This window comes from Lysinibacillus sp. Ag94, from assembly GCF_023242215.1.
Taxonomy (GTDB): domain Bacteria; phylum Bacillota; class Bacilli; order Bacillales_A; family Planococcaceae; genus Lysinibacillus.
On sequence record NZ_CP096780.1, the window covers coordinates 150,959 to 174,730 of the forward strand.

Consider the following 23,772-nt stretch of genomic DNA (forward strand, 5'->3'; position numbering starts at 1 on the left):
TTCGATAAAGTGCAAAAAATTCTCGATAAATTGTCTACAATTTAAGGTTGTTGTAAGCTTGCGACAACTTTGTTGTAAGTTTGGGGTCGTATACTAAAGTCAGAAAGAAGAGGTGAGCGTTTATGACGCCATTATTAAAGGTACAAAATGTAGAAAAAACTTACGGCAAAGGCGCAAATACATTTACAGCGCTATCGAATATATCATTTGAAGTAGAAAAAGGAGAGTTTGTTGGTGTAATGGGGCCTTCGGGGGCTGGGAAATCGACGCTACTAAATGTGTTAGCGACAATCGATACACCAACGACTGGTGAAATCATTATTGGTGATACAAACTTAGCGCGCATGAAGGACGCAGAGTTAGCAGATTTTCGTCGCGACAATCTAGGTTTTATTTTCCAAGACTATAACTTACTTGATTCTTTAACCGTTCGTGAAAATATCGTACTGCCACTTGCGATTGCAAAAGTGCCAACAAAGGCAATTAACGCAAAGGTAGAACGCATAGCTACACTATTTGGGATAAAAGAGTTACTCGATAAATACCCTTACCAAATTTCTGGCGGGCAAAAACAACGTACAGCATCATCACGTGCATTAGTGACAGAGCCGAAATTAATATTTGCGGATGAGCCAACTGGTGCTCTGGATTCAAAATCAGCAACAGACTTACTTGAAAGTTTAAGTGATTTGAATAATTCTCAAGCGTCCACTATTATGATGGTGACGCATGATGCATTCGCAGCAAGCTTTTGCCAGCGCATTCTATTTATTCAAGATGGACAGCTTTCTAAGGAAATTCATCGTGGTACTCAAACAAGAAAGCAATTTTTCCAAGAGATTTTACAGGTGCTTGCTGGCATCGGAGGTGGAGTAAATGACGTTATTTAGTTTAGCGCGTAAAAATATTCAGCGTAATTTGTCGAACTACTTTTTATATATCGCCTCGATGGTTTTTAGTATCGTCATCTACTTTACGTTTGTGACATTAAAATATAATGATGATATTTTAGCCTCACAACAATTTTCACGGCAAATTAAAGGCTTAATGAGTGGATCATCTGTTGTGTTATTATTCTTTATCGTCATCTTTATGGCGTATTCCAATTCGTTTTTTATGAAAAAACGTAAAAAGGAAGTAGCACTTTATTCGCTATTAGGTGTACGTAAACAGAAAATCGGCTTAATGCTCTTTTTTGAGAATTTAGTGATCGGTTTTGTTTCTCTAGTACTAGGGATTGTTCTTGGATTCTTTATGTCACAAGGTTTATTAATGATCTTAGTACGTTTAATGGGCTTTGAGGTTGTAGGAAGTTTAACATTTTCCCCTGAGGCTCTAGTCAATACAACATGTATTTTTGCGCTACTATTTTTATTCACATCTTTACAAGGCTATCGTGTCATCTATCAATTTAAATTGATTGACCTGTTTCATGCTGAGAAGCAAGGAGAGAAAATTCCACGTGCATCATTAATAGCAGCTATTCTTGGGACAGCGCTACTTGCATTTGGTTATTATACAGCGTCAGCTGATATTTTTACGAGTAAAATTTGGAGATTCTTCACAATATTAGGGACGCCACTAATGGTTATAGGTATGACAATTGCAGGGACATATTTATTATTCCATAGTGTTAGCGTATTTGTGTTAACGGCGTTGAAAAAAGCAACTTCTTGGTCATGGAAAGGCTTGAATTTAATTGGTGTATCACAATTATTGTACCGTATTCGAGCAAATGCTAAATCACTTTCTATTATCGCTATTTTAAGTGCGACAACGATCACAGCAGGTGGCGGCGTTTTCGGTATGTATTACAATGCCGAAGCCAGTGTACGTCATGCGCTACCTAACACATTTATGTGGAAGGGCGATACGGTAAAATTTTCTCAAGAAGACGTCTTATACAACGAATCGCTTTCTGTGAAAAAATTACGTGTGGATAATGAATTTTCGTTTTTTGAATATACATTATTAAAGGAATCCGACTATAATCGTCTAGCAAAATTGCAGGGAAAAGATGAACAACTGCACATTGCAAATGGTGCAACAGTTTTACTTGATACAAGCTTTGATGAACGTTTTTCACATGATTTTACCGGTGAAGAATTTAAATTAGAGAACGGGGAATCATTCCATGTGGATAAAATGTATACAGAGAGTGTATTAAACTTTATTCCAGCTGGGACAGTCCTCGTTGTAAATGATAAAGTGTTCGCTGCAACTAATGCAGAAGATGTTAAAATGCAGGTAGTTGGTATGGATAATGACTTAAAGCAACAGGCTATTTCAAAGGAAATTTACAATCAATTATCTACTGAACAGCAAGAAGGGTTTTCAAGTGTTCCGCAAAGTTATGAGGATGGTTTAGCTACTGTAGGATCACTATTGTTTGTAGGAAGCTTTTTAGGATTAGTATTTTTAGCAGCGACAGGAAGTATTATTTACTTCAAAGTTTTAACAGAGGCAGAGGAAGATCAGCCTAAATATGCTATTTTAAATAAAATTGGTGTGAACAAAAAACAAATACTAAAAACAGTTGCAGGGCAGGTTGCCGTTATCTTTAGTGCACCACTCCTTGTTGGCATCGTCCATAGCGCATTTGCGCTACTAGCCTTTTCACAGCTATTTAGTATGGATATTACTAAACCAGTAATTCTGTGGATGATTGCTTATTCAGCAATTTACGGCGTATATTATATCTTTACAGTTCGTTCATTCTATAAAATTATTAGACAGGGGAATTAATATGAAAAAGGTTTTCTTAGGTATAGGAGCATTGTTCCTATTGTTCGTAGCAGGACTTGTTGTGCTGATGACCGTTGATTTTAACCGTTTAAATAAAGAAGCATACTATGTTCATATCACTACTGATGGTGAAGTAGAGGAATATAAGCTAGATAGTGGACAAATTATGAAATCGTATTGGTACGAGATACCTGCTTATGACGAAAAAGGTGAAGAGCAAACATTAAAATTTTCAGCTCAGAAAAATTTACGTCACGATGCATATTTGAAGCTTTATGTAAAAAAAGAGACGGAAGTTACATCATATGACGAAGTAAAATTCCATGAGCTACCTGCGAAAGTACAGGAGCTAATGAAGAAATAAGAAGAAGGAGTAGTCCCTGTGTTGGGCTACTCCTTTTGTTCTTCTTGTAATTGAATGCTGACAGCTGTACCTTGTTGTTCTTCAGAGGTAATTGTTACAGTTCCTCCGTGCGCTTCAATAATATCTCTAGCAATAGCAGTACCTAAACCAGTACCATGTGTTTGCTCAGTATTCGTACCTCGATAATAGCGTTCGAAAATATGTTCAAGATCTTCTGCAGAAATACCGTTACCATTATCAGAAATCGTAATAGAATGGTCATCTACAAGGACATTAACTGCAACATCAGAAGGATTATGAAGCAATGCATTGTGTAAAAAATTCATTACTGCTCGTCTCATAAAATGTTCGTCAATGTGATGTTTAATAACATCTTTAGTTGCATTAAATTCAATATTGGCTTGCTCATATTGTGGGGTATTAAGTGTATCAATAACGATTTCACGAATAAATTGCACCATATTTACCTCGGTTAAACTTAATGGAAGCTGCTGATGTCTTAATCGCATAGTTAAATTTAAATCATCTAGTAAATTTTGCATATGCAATGATTGTTTTTCGATAATTTGAGCATATTCCGTTTGTTCATAAGGCGTTGATTTTCCATCATTCAGTAGCTCCGCATAACCACGAATGGAGGCAAGGGGTGTTTTCATATCGTGGGAAACATTGCTGATCCATTCCTCACGCATCATCTCTAATCTTTTACGTTCCTGTTCATGTGCAGCAAGCTCTCTTGATACCTCATTTAAATTCTCAAAAACAGGTTTATATACACCACCAGGCATTTTATTAGGCATATGCTGACGATTTTTTAAATGACGAATACGTTCAATCAGTGCATATAGAGGCTTGGTCAGCGTACGACCGAAAAGCCATCCAACTAATGTAGCTACTAATAGGTCGGCAATAACAATGAATAACCCAAACTTGCCACTAAATTGTAATACAGATGAGCCAGAAAAATGCATGACTAATCTTGTAACACCACTACCCTTAATACCAATAAGGTAACTAACATCATCTTTACTGCCTACATACACCGTAGTGTCACCATCAAACTCTTTATATTTATATACTTGAATTAAATCGATGGGTGCATAATGGGACTGAGCCTCATCTGGTGCGAAATGAGATTTAAGGACCTGACCATTAACATCAAGTAATTGAATCCAAGCATTTCGTTGATGTAAATGTTGCAACCCCTCTTCATTTACCGAAGGTGTACCATTATTAATTTCAATATACTGCTGGAAGTCCCGGACAAAGCTTTCCTCTGTAGTTGCATGTATACCACTATCATAATCATTTGTTAGTCGATAGGTGAGAAGTCCAACTAGAATAGCTGTATTGACGAAAATGACTATGATGACAATAGATAATACTGACAGGAGAAAACGTGCTGTTAATTTCCATTTCATACTTGCTCCTCTTTAGGAACGACAAATTTATAGCCAAGCCCTTTTACCGTTGTAATATACATAGGTTTTGACGCATCATTTTCAACCTTTTCACGCAAACGTCGAATATGCACCATAACAGTGTTGTCTGAGCCGAAAAAGTCCTCTCCCCATACACGCTCAAACAGAGTTTCTTTACTTAAAATTCGATTAGGATGTTTCATAAAGCAAGCCATCAAACCGATTTCTTTCGCTGTTAGCTCCAATAAAACGCCGTCCTTATGTACCTCCGTTTCATCTCCATTAAGCAAGAATGGTCCAACTTGAATCGATTTCGCTGAAGTTACTGGCACTGCTTCCTGCGTTTGATAACCAGCTCTGCGAAGCTGTGCTTTCACACGATAGGCGACCTCTTTAGGACTAAAAGGTTTCGTAATATAATCGTCTCCTCCGATAGCAAGTCCTAAAATTTTATCAATTTCCTCGTTTTTGGCTGACATGAAAAGCACCGGCACATGCGACACTTCTCGAATACGTCGACATAAATCGTAGCCCTCACCATCAGGAAGCATCACGTCAAGAAGTACAATATCGGGCTGAGTCTGTTGAAAGCTCGTCCAGGCTTCTTGAATGGAGCCAGCTGTATGAATTTGCTTATACCCTTCTTTTTGCAGGCTGACTTTTAGAAGCTTTGCTAAATCTGCCTCATCATCCACTACTAGAATTGTTGGTTCTTGCATTGTTCACACGTCCTTTCTTCTTTATATGGTCAATCGTCATTAGAATTTTAAGAATAGCGTATGGCTAATAAGTTAGTGATAGCACGATAAGCAATTCCTTATTATTTTGCTATAAAAATAACCGATTGAAAATTTCACGTTATGTGACTCATTATAAATGAAACTTGCTTAAAAAAGGAATTGAGACATTATTCATTATTTGAATTAAGAAATATAAAGACCAATTAGTTATCTATAAAGGGGAAATAATGATTTACATACTCAGCTGAAAAGTTTATTTTTAAACACGTACAGGTTTCTAGAACTTTGTGGAAAAGCCTTTAAAATCAACGATGCAACTTTAGGTTGCGGAAAAAGTAACCAATGAGTCAAAATTGATCATCACCAAAACGTGTGGTTGATTTCCGTTCCGACTGGGCGCTTTCCTGGGGGGGCGTCCGATGAGCCGCTTCGCTACGCTGCAGGGTCTCATCTGTGACGCTGATCCCCGAGGAGTCGCCCAGTCTCCACTCCAATCAACTATTTACATAGTAGAAGTTTTAACAAAAGTCATCCATAACTTTTGGTGATGAACCTTCAAAATGGGAAAACGGTAATTGTTATCCGGATTTAGATAATCTCATTTTATTAAGTGAGCAATATTATATTTTGCTAGAAATTCATGAAGAATGATAACAACTGTACATTAGAATACAATACTCTCTAGCGCCTGCGTGTCATTGATCGCAGGAGCTTTTTCATAACTTTTTAAAACCATCCCAGAAAAGGTCAGTACTAGTAAGAGTACTAAGGCTTTTTGACACATTTACAGATGTAAAAGCGTAATAAGAGTGTCAATCATTAAGGTGGAAACAATGTTTTAAAAAAATAGCAGCAGACGCGCTCGGACTTTCAGATTTCGGGTAGTTATCACTCGAGAGGGCTATGATGACGGACGCAGATGATTATTGCTTTACAAATCGTGCGATTATCCATGTAAACGGTGAGTGCGCGATGAGCAAAAAGCGTTTACTGCGTCGTTACGACTACCTAATGCACAATATTAGTAATGTATTCCTCGAAACAGCAGGAACTATTGACCTTAATGTCGAAATTAAATTTACAATCGACAATAAACCATTATCAATTGATATTCATAAACGTTTTATCGATGACATTAAAGATTTATATAAAGTGTCACATGCCATTAGCTATGAGCAAAAGCAAAATGCATACAAGCTAGAGGTAGCAGAACCATCTGCATCATTTGAGGAGATTACATGTTTTGCGAATAATTGGATGATTGACCATAAAGAAAAATACAAGAAAGGTGATTTCTCACACATATTTGATTTATACATGAACAATTAAAAATATAGCTCTCTACGTTTTGTGGAGAGCATTTTTAACTTAAGTATATACATAAAATTAGAACTAGGAGCGTGACGAAAAAATGACAAGCGAATTGCAAATGCTAGAAAAAGAAGGAATACAAAGTGAAGATCTTGTACAGCAGCCGCAAGCTGTCGAAACGTTATTCGTAAATGAGTTCATAGATGGTATTTTAGATCCACAACAAAATATGCTTGGACCTGTCAAAGACGGTGGAACAATTATTGCTAATACGACACCAGGCTGTTGGGGCCCGATGCTAACACCAACGATCCGCGGTGGGCATGAAGTAACGAAGCCTGTATTTGTAGAAGGGGCAGAGGTAGGAGACGCCATTGTTATCAAGATTAAATCAATACAGGTAACAACAGTAGCAACGGCATCTGGGCATGATGAGGCGATTTTAGACCGATTCATTGGGGATCCATTCGTATCAGTAAAATGTCCCGGCTGTGGTAAGCTACATCCTAATACAGTTGTCAAAGGAATAGGTCGACAGGCCATTCGCTGTTCGACATGTGATACAGAAACATCACCTTTTAACATGACGCATGGCTATACTATGGCGTTAGATCATAAAGGCAATATTGGTGTCACTGTTGGGCGAGAAGGCGCTCGTCGTATTGCACTTGATGCTAAAAATTATATGCGTACACCTGAAAATTCTGCGCAAAATCCTGCGGTTGCATTAGCACCAAGTGATTTGATTGGTGTTATGGCAAGAATGCGACCTTTTTTAGGGCAGCTTGGAACGACACCTTCAAAGGCGATGCCCGATTCCCATAATGCTGGTGATTTTGGTTCGTTTTTAATCGGTGCGCCACATGAATATGCATTTACGCAGACTGAATTAGATACACATCGTACAGATGGACATATGGATATAAGCCGTGTCCGTGAGGGGGCAACAATTATTTGTCCAGTAAAGGTTCCGGGTGGTGGTGTGTATATTGGTGATATGCACGCAATGCAAGGGGATGGAGAAATTGCAGGACATACAACGGATGTTGCTGGTATTGTTCAACTTCAGGTAAGTGTGTTGAAAAAAGTAGCTTTGGATGGCCCTGTGCTACTGCCAAATACAGAGGATTTACCTTATACGGCTAAACCTTTTACAAAGGAAGAAAAACGCCGTGCACGTGAGCTTGCTGAGGAATTCGGCGTTAAACAAGTGGAGGACGTATTCCCTGTATCAATTATTGGCTCTGGAACAACATTAAATGAAGCAACAACTAATGCTATAAGTCGTGCTGCAAGGCTTTTTGAGATGAGCGAGCCAGAGGTTATGAATCGAGCGACGATTACAGGATCGATTGAAATTGGTCGTCATCCAGGAGTTGTAACAGCAACTTTCCAAGTACCTAAAACAGTACTAAAAAAAGCAAAAATTTATAAACCAGTGAAAAAACAATATGATTAAATGCATAAAATGAAGTCTAAAAAGAAAGCAAACTAGAAAATTTCATAGTTTGCTTTTTCTTTCTAATAGATTAAAATGCTAAAAAATATGGTGAAAGACATACTTTAAATGATTGCAAAATATTACATTTGTAAATTAGACTCTATTAAGTAGTTGTTTAATAGAACAAGCTTAGAATATACAAAAAATGATACGGTTTTATAGAATTATGAATAGAAAGAAAGGTGACTCATGGCAGATTTCGTACGTTTACAGGACAAGGGAGAAAAATCAAATCTTATTAAAACATACATATTCAAGATGAAAGGTGGGGGACATGCTCCTTCACGAACAAATTTTGCCGATGCAATAACAGGTGCAATCGGTGGGTTAATATGTATTTCCGCCTTGCTTTGGTTGACGAACTATACAGGTACCCCATGGTTAATGGGGTCACTTGGTGGGAGCTGTGTACTTGTATTTGTCGCTTGGAATGCGCCGTTGTCACAACCTCGAAATATAATAGGAGGTCATTTGATTTCGGCCTTTGTCGGCTTGACCATGTATTCGTTGTTAGGGACGAGCATAGTCTCAATTAGCCTTGGCGTAAGTTTAACCATTTTTTTTATGGCCTTATTAGGAATCATTCATCCGCCAGCAGGAGCGAATCCAATTATTATTATTTTAGGAGGCTATGGCTGGAGCTATCTAGTAATGCCCGTTCTTATTGGTGCACTCATTATCGTATTCTTTGGTCTTGTGATAAATAATCTGCGAGAAACGCGGAAGTATCCTTTATTTTGGTAAAAAAATTTAAGGAAGTGGCGGAAAAATGTCTTGTTCCAAAGCTAAACATTGTATCTGCCGCTGCGCTTTCGGGGCAGAAAAACATCCCTCAAAAAATTTGACGTAAAGAGCTTTTTGCATCTGCCGCTGCGCTTTCGATGCAGAAAAAAATCCGTCAAAATTGACGGATTAGAAAAGCTTTTGCCCCTGCCGCTACGCTTTCGGGGCAGAAAAAAATCCCTCAAAAAATTTGACGTAAAGAGCTTTTTGCATCTGCCGCTGCGCTTTCGATGCAGAAAAAATCCGTCAAATTGACGGATTAGAAAAGCTTTTGCCCCTGCCGCTACGCTTTCGGGGCAGAAAAACATCCGTCAAAAATGACGGATTTTTTTTGTAACTATTTTGTTGGTCGCTCGTCTACTGTTGTGAGAGTGCTTTTTCTCGTTTGTATTGGTGAATGATGCATAGCTTTTTAAGTTGTGCGTACTATGGCGTTAGCTTTGAGCTGGCGTAGGCAATGAGCTATTTGTGACAATACGAATGGGCTACCAACTTATGAGTGATTGTCCAATGAGCTCATTTGCCGCTCATCTTTTAAACAGCAAATCATCTTTCCCCATCTATGAGGTATTTGACCTTTAGATGGCTTTTTTTATGCGTTGTAGTTAAAGTTGTCGATATTACACGAATACTTTTGCTGTCATTTCTTTTATCCATATCACGATTTCTTTAGCATATGTTGGATAAGATTTGTTATATTGAAGAAAGAGTGATTAAACTTTTAGGCAAGTATTTTACATGATAGGGGAAGATCTTTGTTGGTTGAATTTGATGGGGGGCTCCATTTGCATGTTGTTGGATTGTGATGAGCAGTTATTCATGACCTATAAACAAAGTGGTGAAAAGGGTGCTGAAAAGTTACTTTCAAAATGGGTAGAAGCAGAGATTGATTCACCAGCAGACCCGAAAATTCTAGGTACTGCACTTTCACCTAGTTTATTTTTAGTGAATGAGGAAACAGCGATGAATATTGCGTTTTCAACTGCACGAAAATATTGGGGTCGTGTAACGGCAGATATGAAAACTTTTTTTAATAACCATGGTTTAGATACTAAATTTGTTAATGAACGTCTCAATGCCTTTTTTTATACGCAAAAAGGCAAGGAGACCTTTTTTGAGCAGCTTTTTGCACAGCATACAATGGACTTAGAGCGATTAATTTGGCTAATTTTCGGGAAGCGAATGCAAATTACAATGCCAGTTAACGAACTACAAACTATATTTTTATATAAATTTGATAATGAATATTTTGTGCATATGATTTATAAAGAAGAAGCCCAATTTTGGCATTGGCTTTTCATAAAAAAAGTTTATTCACTATTTATCCACAAACCATTAGAACAATTCACATTTATCCATGAAATGATGGGTCATGTTGAGCAATCCACAAGAAAAACTTGTGTACATGTGGATAACTTTGTGAATAATTATAGAGAAACTCTTGATAAGTGTATAACTTATGTGGATAACCGAAATTCTACATGCTTGGCTAAAAAACAGTTACATCTTTACCAAATTGTAACGCATTATCGTTTATCGAAAGGGGATTATCGTTGTGTTAAAGCGCTAATTACTTCCTTTGAAGCGGATTGGCGTTATTCGATGTATGCACTGACAGAGAAAGAAAAAGTTCTGATTGCATATCTACTGTTTCATATAGCACATCATGAGCAGAATTCTGAAACTGTTATTCACTACGGAGAGTATTTATTAGAAGATGAACGACTTAATAATTACGCGATAGAGATTTTGTTGGAATATAAGGACTTATTGCCGAACCGTAAGCCAACACCTCCGGCCATTATTAAAAATTATGAACTTAATTTTTTAGAAAACTTGTATGCCATATTGCTTGATCATTATGTGAAAATGGAGCGTTATCAAGAGGGGCTCCTGCTTTTAAAGGAACATGTACTAGCATCCAATAAAAAAATACATGCCTCTTTAGTACAGGGTAACTATAGTAATGAGCAATTTATTGCGATTGAGGCATCAGTTCAACAGGATATTGCTCTCCATGTGAATAATTCATTACAGCATATTGGTTTGTCTGTGGAAGAATGGCGTCGATATTATCGTCAGCTAGAAACACCTTGCTATTTGGTAGCACTGAGCGCATCCTTGCATATGCTCAATATTTTAAAAGTTTTATTTGTGACGGAACAGTATGAGCTGTTTGAAAAATTAATGGAAATTTATAAAAAATATTTACTTATTGATGACCATTTTGAAAAGCTACGAGTCTTTATTAGCGCATATGTTTAACTTCGGCGGGTGTACAAACATCCATAGCTATTGGCACAAAAGATAACCGCTGAAATTATAGAGGAACTCCGTCCAAGAACGCACGTCCTGTGGCAATTTATCTGTGCGAACAGTATATACGACTGAGTTATTAACATCTTGCCGAGGCATAATTGATTAGAAATACAAAAAAGTGTCTAATGTGTTTTGCAACAGTAGACACCTTTTTTTATTTCGTGTAGTTGGCTAATGATATTATTCTAAAACCCCTTTGTCCTTTAAGTCAGCAATTTGCTCGACACTATAGCCAAGTGAAGACAACACTTCTTCATTATGCTCTCCAAGCTTGGCACCGACATGCTTGTACTGAGGCTTATAACCGTCAAACTTAAAAGCAGATGCAATTTGTTTTTGCGTAGTACCGTCGCTTTTGGGAATATCAACAATCATATCACGAGCCTTAAGCTGAGGATGCTCGCATGCTTCTGGGAAAGTTAATACTGGTTCGACACATCCCTCGAAATCCTCGTTAAATACTTCAAGCCATTCTTCGTAAGTCTTCGATAAAAACGCATCATGGACAGCTTCTTTAAAACGAATTTGTGTGTAGTATGAATCATTAAACGTATTATCAATGAGCTCAGGAATATCAAGCGCTTCACAGAGTAATCTGCGGAATTGAGGTTCAAGACTTCCTACCGAGAAAAATCGGCCATCCTTTGTTTTGTAAAAGTCATAGTAGCTACCGCCATTTAAAATTTCCTGCTCAGGCTGAGGTATACGACCGCCGCCAATATAGGCAGATCCATACATAGCATTGAGTGAAAATACAGCATCGGTCATACTTATATCAATATATTGCCCTTCACCTGTTTTTTCACGGTGTAAAGCAGCTGCGAGTACTCCGATTGCTGAATGCATCGTGCCCCCAGCCAAATCAGCAAGCTGAATACCCATTGAGACAGGTTTTTTATCTTTATGACGTGAATAATCAAGTATGCCCGCTAATGATAAATAGTTATTGTCATGTCCTGGCCGATTGCTATATGGTCCAGTTTGTCCATAGCCTGTAATAGCGCAATAAATAACCTTAGGGTTTACTTCTTTTAGAGCCTCATAGCCGATGCCAAGTCGTTGCATGACACCGGGTCGAAATCCTTCGATAATGATGTCGTACTCTTTCACGAGTGACTTAACAATTTCTATAGCTTCAGGTGATTTTAAATTTAATGTTAATGACTTTTTAGAACGATTCAAATGTTGATGAATATACGCCTCATGATCATCGTCGTAAGGAGGCATAATACGTGTTAAATCTACGCGCTTTGATGATTCAACGTGAATAACCTCAGCGCCAAGATCAGCGAATATCATCGTTGCCATTGGTCCCGGTAGTAATGCAGAAAAATCGAGAATTTTTAACCCCTTTAAAATACCCAAATCTCCCAACCCCTTTTTGTGTAGGCTACACTGTATTCAAAAATGCATTGTAGCGCTTTTCTCATAATCCCCATTTTGTGAAAAGCATGCATCACCACTGTATTAATACAGTGCGGTGATAAATTATCAGTATTATAACAAAAGAATTGATGGCTTGACTATGTTAAATTTTATTATAAAATATCTAGTGGAAAAATCATATGTCAGAATAACGATAAAAGTGAAAAAATTCAGAATGTATGTTATCTCTATAATAAATCCAAACCAATCACTTATAAAATCATATGTTTTAATAAATTTTACACGGCGATAAGGTTTAAAAAATCTCTATGCAATAGATTCCTGCATAGAGATTTTTGTGTATATTGGTCATCCGCCATCAACGTAACTATTAAATTACTTAGAATAAAAGTTAATTGTATAATAGGGCGCACCGTTATCTTTGAAGCAGACACCAACAAAAATATGTGTAAATTCTTTTCTTAAAATATTTATACGATGTCCTTTTGAATTCATCAGTGCTTCATGGGCGAATATACTATTGGGCTGACCTTGTGCTATATTTTCGCCATACCAATAGTGATTAACTCTACCAGCATTGAGGCGATCATTGGAATGATTACCATTATGATCTTCATGACTAAAGAATTGGTGTGTGATCATATTGCTACTATGCTGCCGAGCGATAGGATTGCATCTTTTGTCATAAATGAGTGGTTGCAAACCTTCTCTAACCCGCTCATGGTTAATAAGTTCAACCATTAAATCTTCAAGGCCTATTCGTAGTTCATCGGAAGGCCTACCATAATAACCACGTTTACTAAATTCGGTTTTGGCATTAATCCAAATAATAGAACGAACAATATTGTTTTTGTGTAAATCATAGTAAAAAGTAACATAGTGACCATCGATCAAATAGGTCCCGTGTGAAGTATTACCGTCACAATCATTGTAATCGAGCAAATAGCTTGTGCTTTGATAGTGAATAGCTCTAAGTGGAAGACCGTATATTCTATTCACATCTATTCGATTAGCACCAATAGGAATACCAAATACGCTATGCCCAGCGCGTGTTTCATAGCCTCCGACCACTTTGGAATTATGCCTTCCTACGAGGAAATATTGGGAGTAGTCCATCTCTACTTGATGCCATTTCATTTTATACTCACTTTGAAAGCTGGATAGTGACAAGGTATTTTGTGTATTTGTTATTTTTGTACGAGCTGACTTATTCGAATTGAGAGCAGTATTCGTCCATAAAGCCATACTAAAACCAACCATAATTGGAGCTACTTTACGTAACAACATATTTAAACCCTCTTCTAATAATAAATTTATAATGAAAATCTATCAAAATAATAAAAGTCCTATAGATATAAAATACTATATTTTTGTCATATTAACGATGCTAAAATCCTGGAACATTGCCTACTATATGGCTAACCATCAAAGTGTTAGGGTTGATTTCCGTTCTGGCTGAGCGCTTTATCGCTAAGGGAGTTCGATAAGCCGCTTCACTCGTGTACCTCTTATATACAAGGTAAATTCTCATTTCGAATTTTTAAGATAAGCTTTTGTAATAAAAGGGACTTCAAAAGTACTGTTTTTCACAAATACTTTGCTCTCAATACGAGAAATTTTCTTAATAAGGAATGTTTTGTGCTTAAATAGAATAATAGAAGAAATTATAAACTAGAGGTAAATAATAGAAAATGAAATCAAAACAAATAAAGTTAAAGTATTTAATCATGGGTGTTGCCATGGCTGCTTTTTTCTTAACAGGCATTGGTAGCGTTTGGAGCGGTTACCGTATGAATGTTGCTTCGATTAAAGAAAATTCGCTTGAAACGAATCGAGTATATGCACAGAAATTAGCAACAACCGCAAGTTCCTATCTTGAAGAATCTTTCCAAATTTTAAGGTATAGCGCGAGTGCGATAAAGACGAAAATGCATGATAGCAATGCATTAATTCAGGAAACCGAGCGTTTGAAAGAGCAAAATAACATGTTTAACTCTGTTCTTATTACAAATGCAAAAGGTCATGTATTATCTATTTCACCACCATCTGAGGAGGTACAAGGTAAAGTATTAACTTCAGTTGGAGCGAAAGAGGCTTTATCTAAAAGGGAACCTCTTGTCTCAAAGCCTTATAAGGGGATTACAGGGCGTCTCCTTATTTTTATCTCGTATCCTATATTTTCAGAGACAAATGAATATTTAGGAATGGTAGCCGGGACAATTTATTTAAAGGAACGAAATGTTTTTAATGAATTACTCGGGGAGCATTATTATCATGATGGTTCATATGTGTACGTAGTTGATTCAGATGGGCGCGTTATCTATCATCAGGACTCAAGTAGGGTCAATGATATCGCTATTGATAATGAAGTTGTTCAAGCAGTGGTTTCTAGGAAAAGTGGGGCTCAGCAAGTAACAAATACTAGAGGGGTAGAAATGCTTGCTGGTTATAGCACCGTACCTTTAACAGGCTGGGGAGTAGTTGCTCAAAGACCGTTAAAGGTTGCATTGGCTCCTTCATTTGATAGAGTACAGGATGTAGCTATAAAATCCATTCCGCTAATGCTAATTTCGCTTTTTATAGTCCTTTGGATGGCAGCACGTATAGCTAATCCCTTACAGCAATTGGCTACTTTAACAGAGGAGAGCATGGAATCGAAAAATGTAGAAGGCTTAAAATCTGTACGTAGTTGGTACTTTGAAGCGCACTTTTTAAAAAGTGCACTCATTCGGAGTTTAACTTTTTTACAGGGACAGGTGTCCTATTTTAAAGATCAATCTACAACAGATCCGTTAACAGGTGTAACTAATCGTCGCACAATGGATGCGATGCTAGCTGAGTGGCTTGAGAACGATTTGCCACATGCCCTTATTTTGCTAGATCTAGATCATTTTAAAAGTGTTAATGATACGTATGGTCATGCCGTAGGTGATAAAGTTTTACAATTTTTAGCTCTTAATATGAAAGCGGTCGCTCGTGAAGGAGATGTTTGCTGTCGCTATGGTGGTGAGGAATTTGTGATGTTATTGCCAACTACTACTGCTATGGAAGCCGCACAGGTTGCTGAAAAACTCCGCGATATGTTGGCACATACTACAAGTCCTTGTGGTCGCCCAGTTACATTATCAGCGGGTGTTGCAGTGTATCCACATATGGCTGACACGACAGAAAAGTTGATTGAAGTAGCAGATGATGCGCTGTATCTTGCAAAACAAGCTGGACGAAATCGAGTCATGGTAGCAGAGCCAAAAAATAAAAAAAAAATGTTTTAAAATAAGCATACATTTCTAATTTTTAGGGTACATGATTAATGGAACGATTATTTGGGCAAGCTACTTTTAAGTCATTTCCCATATGACCAAATGATACGTAAACTCGGGACACATCTCTCGATCGACTTGACAAGATGTAAGGTTATCCCCCTTTCCCTTATGACATCGCAAGCGACTAGATGTACGCCTATATATCGTTAAAGCCAAGTAAGCACCGATGCTCCTTGGCTTTTTTTATTGGATTAAGGGAAAGGAATCGAGAAAAGATAAGTGATTGGTGAGTAGTGCAATTTGGATAGCTTAGAGTGTCAGTGTCCAAATAGTTTTTTGATTCATCACATAAGTTGGTACAAAACGTATGCCATTGTATAAGTTGATTGGAGTGGAGACTGGGCGACTCCTTGGGGATTAGCGTCACAGATGAGACCCTGCAGCGAAGCGAAGCGGCTCATCGGACGCCCCCAGGAAAGCGCCCAGTCGGAACGGAGATCAACCTCACGTTATGATGGTGAACTTCCGTATATTTATTTCTGTATTTTGTTAACGTTTTTCTTCCATTAATTTAGGTTTATCTATGAAGGTTCACTATATACCTGTCGATATAAAGGGTATGATGAAAATGATATTTTGAACGTATCAAATACATAGATGAAAGGAAGAGTGGAATGGATAAAACAAAAGTCCAAAAAGTGAATAAAGCACTTATAGCAACTGTTTTTGCTACTAGTGGGGTTGCTGTTGTAGTGCCACCACCACAAAAAGCGTCCGCTGCGGCTAATTCACCATTCACGGATATTGACCAGTATTCAAGCCATTACGATAATATTTTAAAATTATACTCTCAAGGTGCGATAAGTGGGTATGCAGATAAAACCTTTCGACCAGATCAAAATGTAACACGAGGTCAAGCAGCGAAAATGCTGGCAACTGTTTTAAACTTAGATTTAAATAATGTACAAGATCCTTATTTTAAAGATGTCCCAAAAAGCAGTGAATACTACAAATATATAGCCGCATTACAAAATGCAGGAATCATGGCTGGGTATTCAAATGGAACATTTATGCCAAATGAAGTGATTACGCGTGGGCAATTAGCGAAAATTTTAGTGCTTGGCTTTAAATTTGAGGTAGCATCTAATTACAATAATAGTTTCAAAGATGTAACTAGCCAAACAAGCAACGCTATCTATATTCAAACTTTAGTAGATTTAAAGATTACAGAAGGGACAACACCTGTCACTTTTTCACCATATAATGCGGTAACACGTGGACAAATTGCATCCTTTATTGTGCGTTCACAAGAGCAAAGGGGCAATGCCACATCTTTCAAAATTACAGGTGTTGAAGACGACCAGATCTACATAAATGGTGAGCCTTACACAGTACCGACAAGTTTCTCGCATATTTTTAACGAAGATAACGCCGCGGTATTAAAAGGTGCACTTATTGAAGGGGATCTGTCAGGGAAAACCATTCGCTCTGTGTCGAAGCTAACATTGAACGCTAGTGGGACAAGCTCAAGATTTCTAGAGTTTGATGGTAATCATGGGTCCTTTGGTGCGACAATCGTTGTCAATGGGAACTATATTGAATTTTCAAATGTTACATTGACTGGCACAATGTTTGTTAATGAAACGGTACGTCCACCTTTACAATTAGGTGTTTCCTACTATAAGCCATTACGACTGGGCCCTACTATAGCAAGCACAAATACGGCATTTATCAACTGGTCTAATCCAGATAATCCAACTGATGAAGGCTCGTCCTCATCCAATAACGGTCCAACAACAGATCTTCAAAATTGGACAGATCAGAATTCCGACAAGAATCCTGATAAAAACAAGCCATTTGTGAACTGGTCTAAAGATAAAGTGACGATGAAAAATGTTGAAAAACATATCGAATTTTATAACAGCACTGTATCACGCCTAGTTGTCTCTCAAAGTGGTACAAAAATCGAAACAAATATGAAGCTACCACGTGTAGACATCATCAGGAGTGTCCGTGAATTTGAGATTCAAGGAAATATTGGCACACTAAACCTTGATACAGAAACGAAGATAACAATTTACGGAACTGGTAATATCGACAGGGTAAATTACAATAGCTTTACTGATTTAGAGCTTTATATAGACGGTCGCGTAGGGATTTTGTACGTTGATAATGTTTATGGTTGGGTGGATCTTGGCGATTACACGTATGTTGACAAAGCTATTATACCGAAGGACGAGTCACCGAATAATATTTTCGATGACTTCCTAGAGGATAAAGATAATATTGGCATTATTACAGATCCAGACGGTAAACCAGTCGATAAAGACGACATTGATAATCAAAAACCAGCTGATAAAACAAAACCTTTAATCGACATTACAAATGTAGCAGTTCTAAACGGTAGTGATGTTCAGGTCGACTTTACATCAGATAAAGTTGGAACTTACTACTATATTGTTCGTGAAAAAGGCGCTGAAGCACCAACGAAAAAAGAAATGGTGAATCGTATTTCTACTGACAATGCGGCAAATGGAACAGGCGCAGCGGTGAATGGCAAAAACACTATTAAAATCACTAATTTAGGTGAGAAAAAAGAATATGTCGTTTATGTGATGGTTGTTGACGGGGCGAAAAATGTTTCGGATATTAAATCACAATCATTCCAAATGAAAGATGGAACACCGCCAACTGTTAAATCTTTAACAGTTACACCTCTACAGGGTGGTACACGTGCAGAGTTTACCTTTACAGCGAGTGAACCAGGAGACTATTACTACTACGTACGTAAAAAGACAACCGCTGCTGATCCAACAACAGCAGATATTGTTGCTAAACCAACAGGTAAGGGCAAGGCAGTTGCAGGTAAACTTGGAATTACTGAAATTCTAACAGGTTTAGAGGCTGAAACAGAGTATCAACTTTATGTAGTGATGAAGGATGATTCAGGGAATTATTCAAAAGATCCCGCTACAGTGAAGGAGTTTAAAACGAGCGAGCTTGATAATGTTCCTCCATATGTGGAACAAGGAAAGCTAGTAAGAAAGAACAACAATCAGTTTGAGCTAACTGTGAGCGAAGCATTAGACCCAAAAAGTGCTAATGACGTTAATAATTATTTGTTAACAGGTACAGTTATTGTTAATGTAACTGGAGAAAAAGGGATTAAACCATCAGCTGTAGAGTATAAGCCTGGAGATAAAAAAGTATTATTAACAATTCCATCGGATACAGGGTTTGTTAATGGTGATACACTACGTGTAACGGTGTTACCTGGTGTTAAAGATTTAGCGGATAATGCATTTGAAAACGCAAATAACGTGAAGCCAGGAAACTCTATCCGTAACTACGCGGAGTATAAACATGAAGATACTGTAATGCCAGTTATAAAAATAGAAAATACAGTGAATAAAGCTGATGAATCTGATGGTTTCCGTCGAGCAGAAGTTGAATTCAAGCCGAACAAGGCAGGTACGTATTACTATATGATACTACCAGATACTGTAGTCGATAATGGCGAAACGAAGACTTTCCAACAGTATTTAACAGATAATAATATTACAGAACGTGATTTTATCAATGAATTTGCCGGTGATTCTAATAAATCTGGGTACTTCCAAATTGGTGGAGAAGATGTTTATATTCAACGTGGCTCAGGTACTGCTGATTTAGAAACGACTACACAAAAATTCCCTGTATCTGTTGAACAAAAAAACCTGGATCCGTTTAGCAGCTATTCTGTTTACATGGTACTAAAAGATCGTGGTGGTGAGCTTTCTAAAATTGCAGGTCCTAAAGAAGTATTTGGAGATGTTAAAGCACCGTTAATTCGAGATTTGGATCTTAAACCAAAAGAAAATGATGATAAAAAAGCAACGATTAGCTTTGAAACGAACGAAACAGCAAAAGTTCATTACTGGTTTGTAGAAAAGAGAATTAAAGATAAAGATGGCAATTTAATTGATAATCCAGACGCTAAATTAACGGCGCCAGCTGATGAAAAGTATTTAGAAACGAAACTGAAAGCAAGTCCATCTGTATCTAAAATAGGTAAAGGTATTTCAGGAAAAGTAGATGCGGTAGGAGTATCATTAAAGCCACATACTGAATATGTTGTTTACGTCGGAGCAGAGGATACGTATGGTAATTTCACGATTTATAAGGCGAATGATCCATATAATGACCATGATAGAACACAGTTGATGAAACAAGATTTCTACTCGGATGGTACACCACCAAGCATTGGCATGACGTCCCCTATGGACAAGATAAAGTATCCAGGACTTATCTATCGCAATAATGATGATACATTTACAATCACGTTTAGTGAAACGATTATGCGTGATGAAAACGGTAAATCAAGCCTTGTAGGAACAGATGATAAAGTTGTTGTTGGTTTAACAGATATCTTGAAGATTACTACAAAAGACACGAATGGTAATGATATTGATGTGACAAACAAATACGAACCTGTGTCTTATACAGTAGGAGCAGATACTACAAAAGAAAGTAAACTCATTATTAAACCGAAATCAAAAAGTGACGGTGATAAAACAATTACTGTTACAATGAATGATAAAACTCGAGATTTTGTTATTCCAGGCTTTGAAGGACATAAGTTCATTAATACTGGTCAATATCTATACAGAACATTGGATGCGAAGTTTATGGAAATTAAACTTGGCTACCTTGAATCGTCAGGTGACGATAGAAAAGTTCAAGCGACTTTCGATTTACTGGGCTCTGCTCAACAATTCTATGAAAATGGCGAATTACTGAAGTACTACTACTTATCCGATACAGCAGGAACAGATCCTAATGTTATTAAAGATAGATTACCAGCAGAGGTAATTGATACAGTTGTAAATGGCTCAAATAGTTCATTAGCAAAAGGAACAGGAACAATTGCAACAAATGTTGCTCGTATTACAAAAGAGCTGACGCATCCAGCCAAATTCTTTAACGGTGACTGGGTAACAATTGTATTGGAAGATAAGTATGGTAATTTCCATAAGTTTTATGCGAAGGTTGGCTATAAGGACCCTGCCATCCAAACATCGCCATAAGCATACAAAAACCAAGTGGTCATATAAAGACCACTTGGTTTTCACTTTTGATGAAAGATTCCGCCAATCTTTTTGGATGAAACCCCCCTGGCTAAAATCTTAGCAAAGGCAATGTATTTATTTGATAGGCATTTCTTGAATTAAAATGAATTTAGCAATTCACACTTTCAAGAAGAAAGAAGCAATTCATTACCATCAGAAATTAATTTTCCGTTCGGTATCTACTTGGTCGTTATAAAATTGTAGTGCTTGCTCTGCTTTCCATTTTTCAATAAAAAGCAAGTCTAATGCCTAGAATAAAATTACTGATAGAAATGTATAGTTCCTAGAAGAGACACCTCAAATCCCATTGAGGTGTCTTTTTATGTTTAAAATAAAATCCGTTAAACCGCATTATTATCCGTCAATCGGTAGAGTAGTAGAACTAAAAAAATTAAGATAACTATATTCCTAAAAATAGAAAAGACGAAAAGGGGATCTTAGATCAACATAGTGAATAGTTTTTTATTTTAAGAGTTATAGGCATTAATAATGAAAGGGGAATGGAAATGAAAAACTTTTGGGTATTTGTTATAACAGGAATGCTATTAATCGTTACAACTACGGGATTTGCTCGTATGGCTTACGGTATTATATTACCTTTTATGCAGGAAGGGCTGTCATTAACTACAACACAGTCAGGTTTATTAGGTACGGTGCTTTTTTTAGGTTATTTACTTACAGTAGGTCTGTCTGGGATGCTGACGATGCATATTGGGGCGAAAAACGTGCTGTTGGTAGGTGGAGGCTTAGTTATTGCGGGTTTAGGAAGTCTTATATTTATCCCGAACTTTTGGTGGGCTGCTATAGCTTTATTTTTAGCTGGTGCTGGTAGTGCTCTCGTCTATACACCACTACTATCAATAGCAGTTAGCTCATTCCCAAAGAAGAGAGGGACGGTGATGGGGTTACTAATGAGTGGTGCAGGAGTAGGGATGTTATTGTCTGGATTAATTGTACCCTTTATGCTACAGCATTTTCCTGAGCTTGGCTGGCGAGGAGTGTGGTTAGTATTTGAAGTAATCACAATCATAGTCGTATTAGTGGCATTTTTTGTGATAAAGACACCACACTCGACGTCAGAAAATGGTACTGTACAAGAAAAAACTAAAGTCTGGAGAAGTAAAGAGCTATACCTCATAGCTGGAATTTATTTTGCCGTTGGACTTGTTTATCTTATTCCGAATTTATATCAAACGAGCTATATGAGAGACATTGGGATTTCGAATGCAGTGGCGGGCTCCATTTATGCTGTTGCAGGAATCGTTTCAATTGGCGGTGCCCCAATATGGGGAATGCTAGCGGATAAGATAGGTGTGAAAAAAGCATTAATGGGAGCGTTGTTTTTGTCAATTATCGGAGATACCTTTCCGGTGTTAATTCCTACTGTAATTGGGTTTATCGTGTCTGCTATTATATGGGGTTCGTCTCTTGGAGGTGTCCTTGTGCTCATTCAAATGAAGGCGAGTCAAGAGGTATCGGCAAAATATGTGGCACCAGCAATCGGCTTTATTTCCATCTTTTACGCTATCGGTCAAATGATTGGGCCTGGACTTGCAGGATGGCTTATAGAATATGCTGGGGGATATGCTACTGCTTATGGTTTTGGAGCTACTATTTTCTTTTTATGTTTACTACTATCAATGGTAATTACTACTAAAGAAGAATAGCTTAATCTCTGTTCGTTTGCTATACTTTGGTTATGATTGATAATTATTCTCAATTGAAAATCAAAGGGTGGTGACGAACATGTTGAATACTAATTTCCATGAGAACTTTAGTGAATTTTTTCATGCATTGGAAATATTAAAGGTACAAGAATGTCCGTTTGCATTCCAACCAAATGTGCAGGAAGGAGCTATACATCGTTTTATTCCTCGACCAGATTTAGAAGTGGTTATATCTGATTATTCATTTTATCGAGAGTACCAAATGCAAGTAGTAACAAAGCAGCCTATGGTTGAACTTAGTTTCTGTTTACAAGGTAATAGGGGTGTTAACATCTCAGGTTCGGAATATGAAATTTCTTCCGGAACATGCTCGCTTCAATTTATTGAGCAAGTGGGGGCAAATTTTATGTTTCATAAAAATCAATCCTACCAAATGGTGGGGATTGGTATTCCAATTTCAACCTACAATCATTTTATGAGTGAAATTGGTGAAACTAGTAGGGAATCCTTTAGTTTCTCTAAAATTCTTGCTGGAAAACGATATAGACTATTTCAAGAGAGCATTAACGCATCTTCCCTAATTATTGTTCGGCAAATGTTAGATGCTATAGCAAGTAAGAAAATGACCAATTTAGAGCTAGAATGTCGAGCATTACAGCTATTATCTATGACATTTCGATCTCATCTATTGGATAATTCTCTTAGCCCTGTTATGTTTTCAAAAAGTGATAGAACAAAAATACACCAAGCCCAATCAATTATTATGGAGCATATGTCCAATCCTCCAACACTAATTGAGTTATCGCGTTTAATTGGTTTAAACGATTACAAATTAAAAAAGGGATTTAAAGAAATATTTGGGACAACAGTGTTTGGATATTTAAGAGAAAAAAGGCTAGAGAAAGCATTTCTTTTATTACAAGAAGGAACTATGAGTGTAACTGACATTGCGAGTGCAGTGGGATATTCTAATCCTAGCTATTTTGCCGAGATTTTTAAGGAGAGATTTGGAATTAATCCTAGGGAAATATTAAGAGATCTTAATCATTGTAGAGGATATATCTCTAACTCACAACACACCTTAAATTGAGTGAATTTATTTAAGGTGTTATTTTTTTGCAAGTTTAATAGCATTCTCTAGATAGAAATAAAAAAGGGGGCCTA

At 37.2% G+C, this 23,772-nt stretch carries 14 protein-coding genes and 1 pseudogene; 11 read left to right on the plus strand and 4 right to left on the minus strand.

The annotated features are described in order from the left end of the window. Positions 1–122 precede the first annotated feature (122 nt). From MY533_RS00750 to MY533_RS00760, 3 genes are read left to right on the plus strand one after another with little or no spacing between them, the layout of a single operon-like run. Positions 123–890 carry an ABC transporter ATP-binding protein gene (locus MY533_RS00750; protein WP_132363565.1) on the plus strand — a complete coding sequence of 256 codons (768 nt, stop codon included), beginning with the start codon at positions 123–125 and terminating at the stop codon, positions 888–890. Next, complete coding sequence (locus MY533_RS00755) at positions 877–2,745, plus strand: ABC transporter permease (RefSeq protein WP_248717660.1); 1,869 nt, start codon at positions 877–879, stop codon at positions 2,743–2,745. The genes MY533_RS00750 and MY533_RS00755 overlap by 14 nt, the downstream gene beginning before the upstream one ends. 1 nt (position 2,746) lies before the next feature. Continuing rightward, a complete protein-coding gene (locus MY533_RS00760; protein WP_248717661.1) occupies positions 2,747–3,109 on the plus strand; it encodes a YxeA family protein in 363 nt (120 codons plus the stop codon). Between the two features lie 26 nt (positions 3,110–3,135). On the opposite strand, the gene MY533_RS00765 is transcribed toward MY533_RS00760, so the two are convergent. Together MY533_RS00765 and MY533_RS00770 are read right to left on the minus strand one after the other, a co-directional pair. Then, on the minus strand, positions 3,136–4,530 hold the full coding sequence (locus MY533_RS00765; protein ID WP_248717662.1) for a sensor histidine kinase: 1,395 nt from the start codon (positions 4,528–4,530) through the stop codon (positions 3,136–3,138). Continuing rightward, positions 4,527–5,249 carry a response regulator transcription factor gene (locus MY533_RS00770; RefSeq protein WP_248717663.1) on the minus strand — a complete coding sequence of 241 codons (723 nt, stop codon included), beginning with the start codon at positions 5,247–5,249 and terminating at the stop codon, positions 4,527–4,529. The genes MY533_RS00765 and MY533_RS00770 overlap by 4 nt, the downstream gene beginning before the upstream one ends. Before the next feature lie 867 nt (positions 5,250–6,116). On the opposite strand from MY533_RS00770, the pseudogene MY533_RS00775 reads away from it, so the two are divergent. From MY533_RS00775 to MY533_RS00790, 4 genes and pseudogenes are all read left to right on the plus strand, one after another. Continuing rightward, positions 6,117–6,599: pseudogene (locus MY533_RS00775) on the plus strand (PH domain-containing protein). Between the two features lie 82 nt (positions 6,600–6,681). Continuing rightward, a complete protein-coding gene (locus MY533_RS00780) occupies positions 6,682–8,040 on the plus strand; it encodes an acetamidase/formamidase family protein (protein ID WP_248717664.1) in 1,359 nt (452 codons plus the stop codon). A 231-nt stretch (positions 8,041–8,271) separates the two neighbouring features. Further along, positions 8,272–8,826, plus strand: coding sequence for an HPP family protein (locus tag MY533_RS00785; RefSeq protein ID WP_248717665.1), 555 nt, complete (start codon positions 8,272–8,274; stop codon positions 8,824–8,826). Between the two features lie 828 nt (positions 8,827–9,654). Then, positions 9,655–11,130: a hypothetical protein gene (locus MY533_RS00790; RefSeq protein WP_248717666.1), complete on the plus strand. Its 1,476-nt coding sequence runs from the start codon at positions 9,655–9,657 to the stop codon at positions 11,128–11,130. Between the two features lie 234 nt (positions 11,131–11,364). Here the strand turns inward: MY533_RS00790 and MY533_RS00795 are convergent, their stop codons facing one another. Next, complete coding sequence (locus tag MY533_RS00795) at positions 11,365–12,549, minus strand: CaiB/BaiF CoA transferase family protein (protein WP_248717667.1); 1,185 nt, start codon at positions 12,547–12,549, stop codon at positions 11,365–11,367. 396 nt (positions 12,550–12,945) lie between these two features. Further along, the gene (locus MY533_RS00800) at positions 12,946–13,857 is read right to left on the minus strand and encodes a CAP domain-containing protein (protein ID WP_248717668.1); all 912 of its coding nucleotides are present in this window, start codon (positions 13,855–13,857) and stop codon (positions 12,946–12,948) included. Between the two features lie 404 nt (positions 13,858–14,261). On the opposite strand from MY533_RS00800, the gene MY533_RS00805 reads away from it, so the two are divergent. The 4 genes from MY533_RS00805 to MY533_RS00820 all read left to right on the plus strand — a co-directional run bounded on the left by MY533_RS00805 (position 14,262) and on the right by MY533_RS00820 (position 23,698). Beyond that, complete coding sequence (locus MY533_RS00805; protein ID WP_248717669.1) at positions 14,262–15,842, plus strand: sensor domain-containing diguanylate cyclase; 1,581 nt, start codon at positions 14,262–14,264, stop codon at positions 15,840–15,842. 665 nt (positions 15,843–16,507) lie between these two features. Next, positions 16,508–20,899 carry an S-layer homology domain-containing protein gene (locus MY533_RS00810; protein ID WP_248717670.1) on the plus strand — a complete coding sequence of 1,464 codons (4,392 nt, stop codon included), beginning with the start codon at positions 16,508–16,510 and terminating at the stop codon, positions 20,897–20,899. Between the two features lie 548 nt (positions 20,900–21,447). Then, on the plus strand, positions 21,448–22,608 hold the full coding sequence (locus tag MY533_RS00815; RefSeq protein ID WP_248717671.1) for an MFS transporter: 1,161 nt from the start codon (positions 21,448–21,450) through the stop codon (positions 22,606–22,608). A 79-nt stretch (positions 22,609–22,687) separates the two neighbouring features. After that, on the plus strand, positions 22,688–23,698 hold the full coding sequence (locus tag MY533_RS00820; protein WP_248717672.1) for a helix-turn-helix transcriptional regulator: 1,011 nt from the start codon (positions 22,688–22,690) through the stop codon (positions 23,696–23,698). Positions 23,699–23,772: the final 74 nt, after the last annotated feature.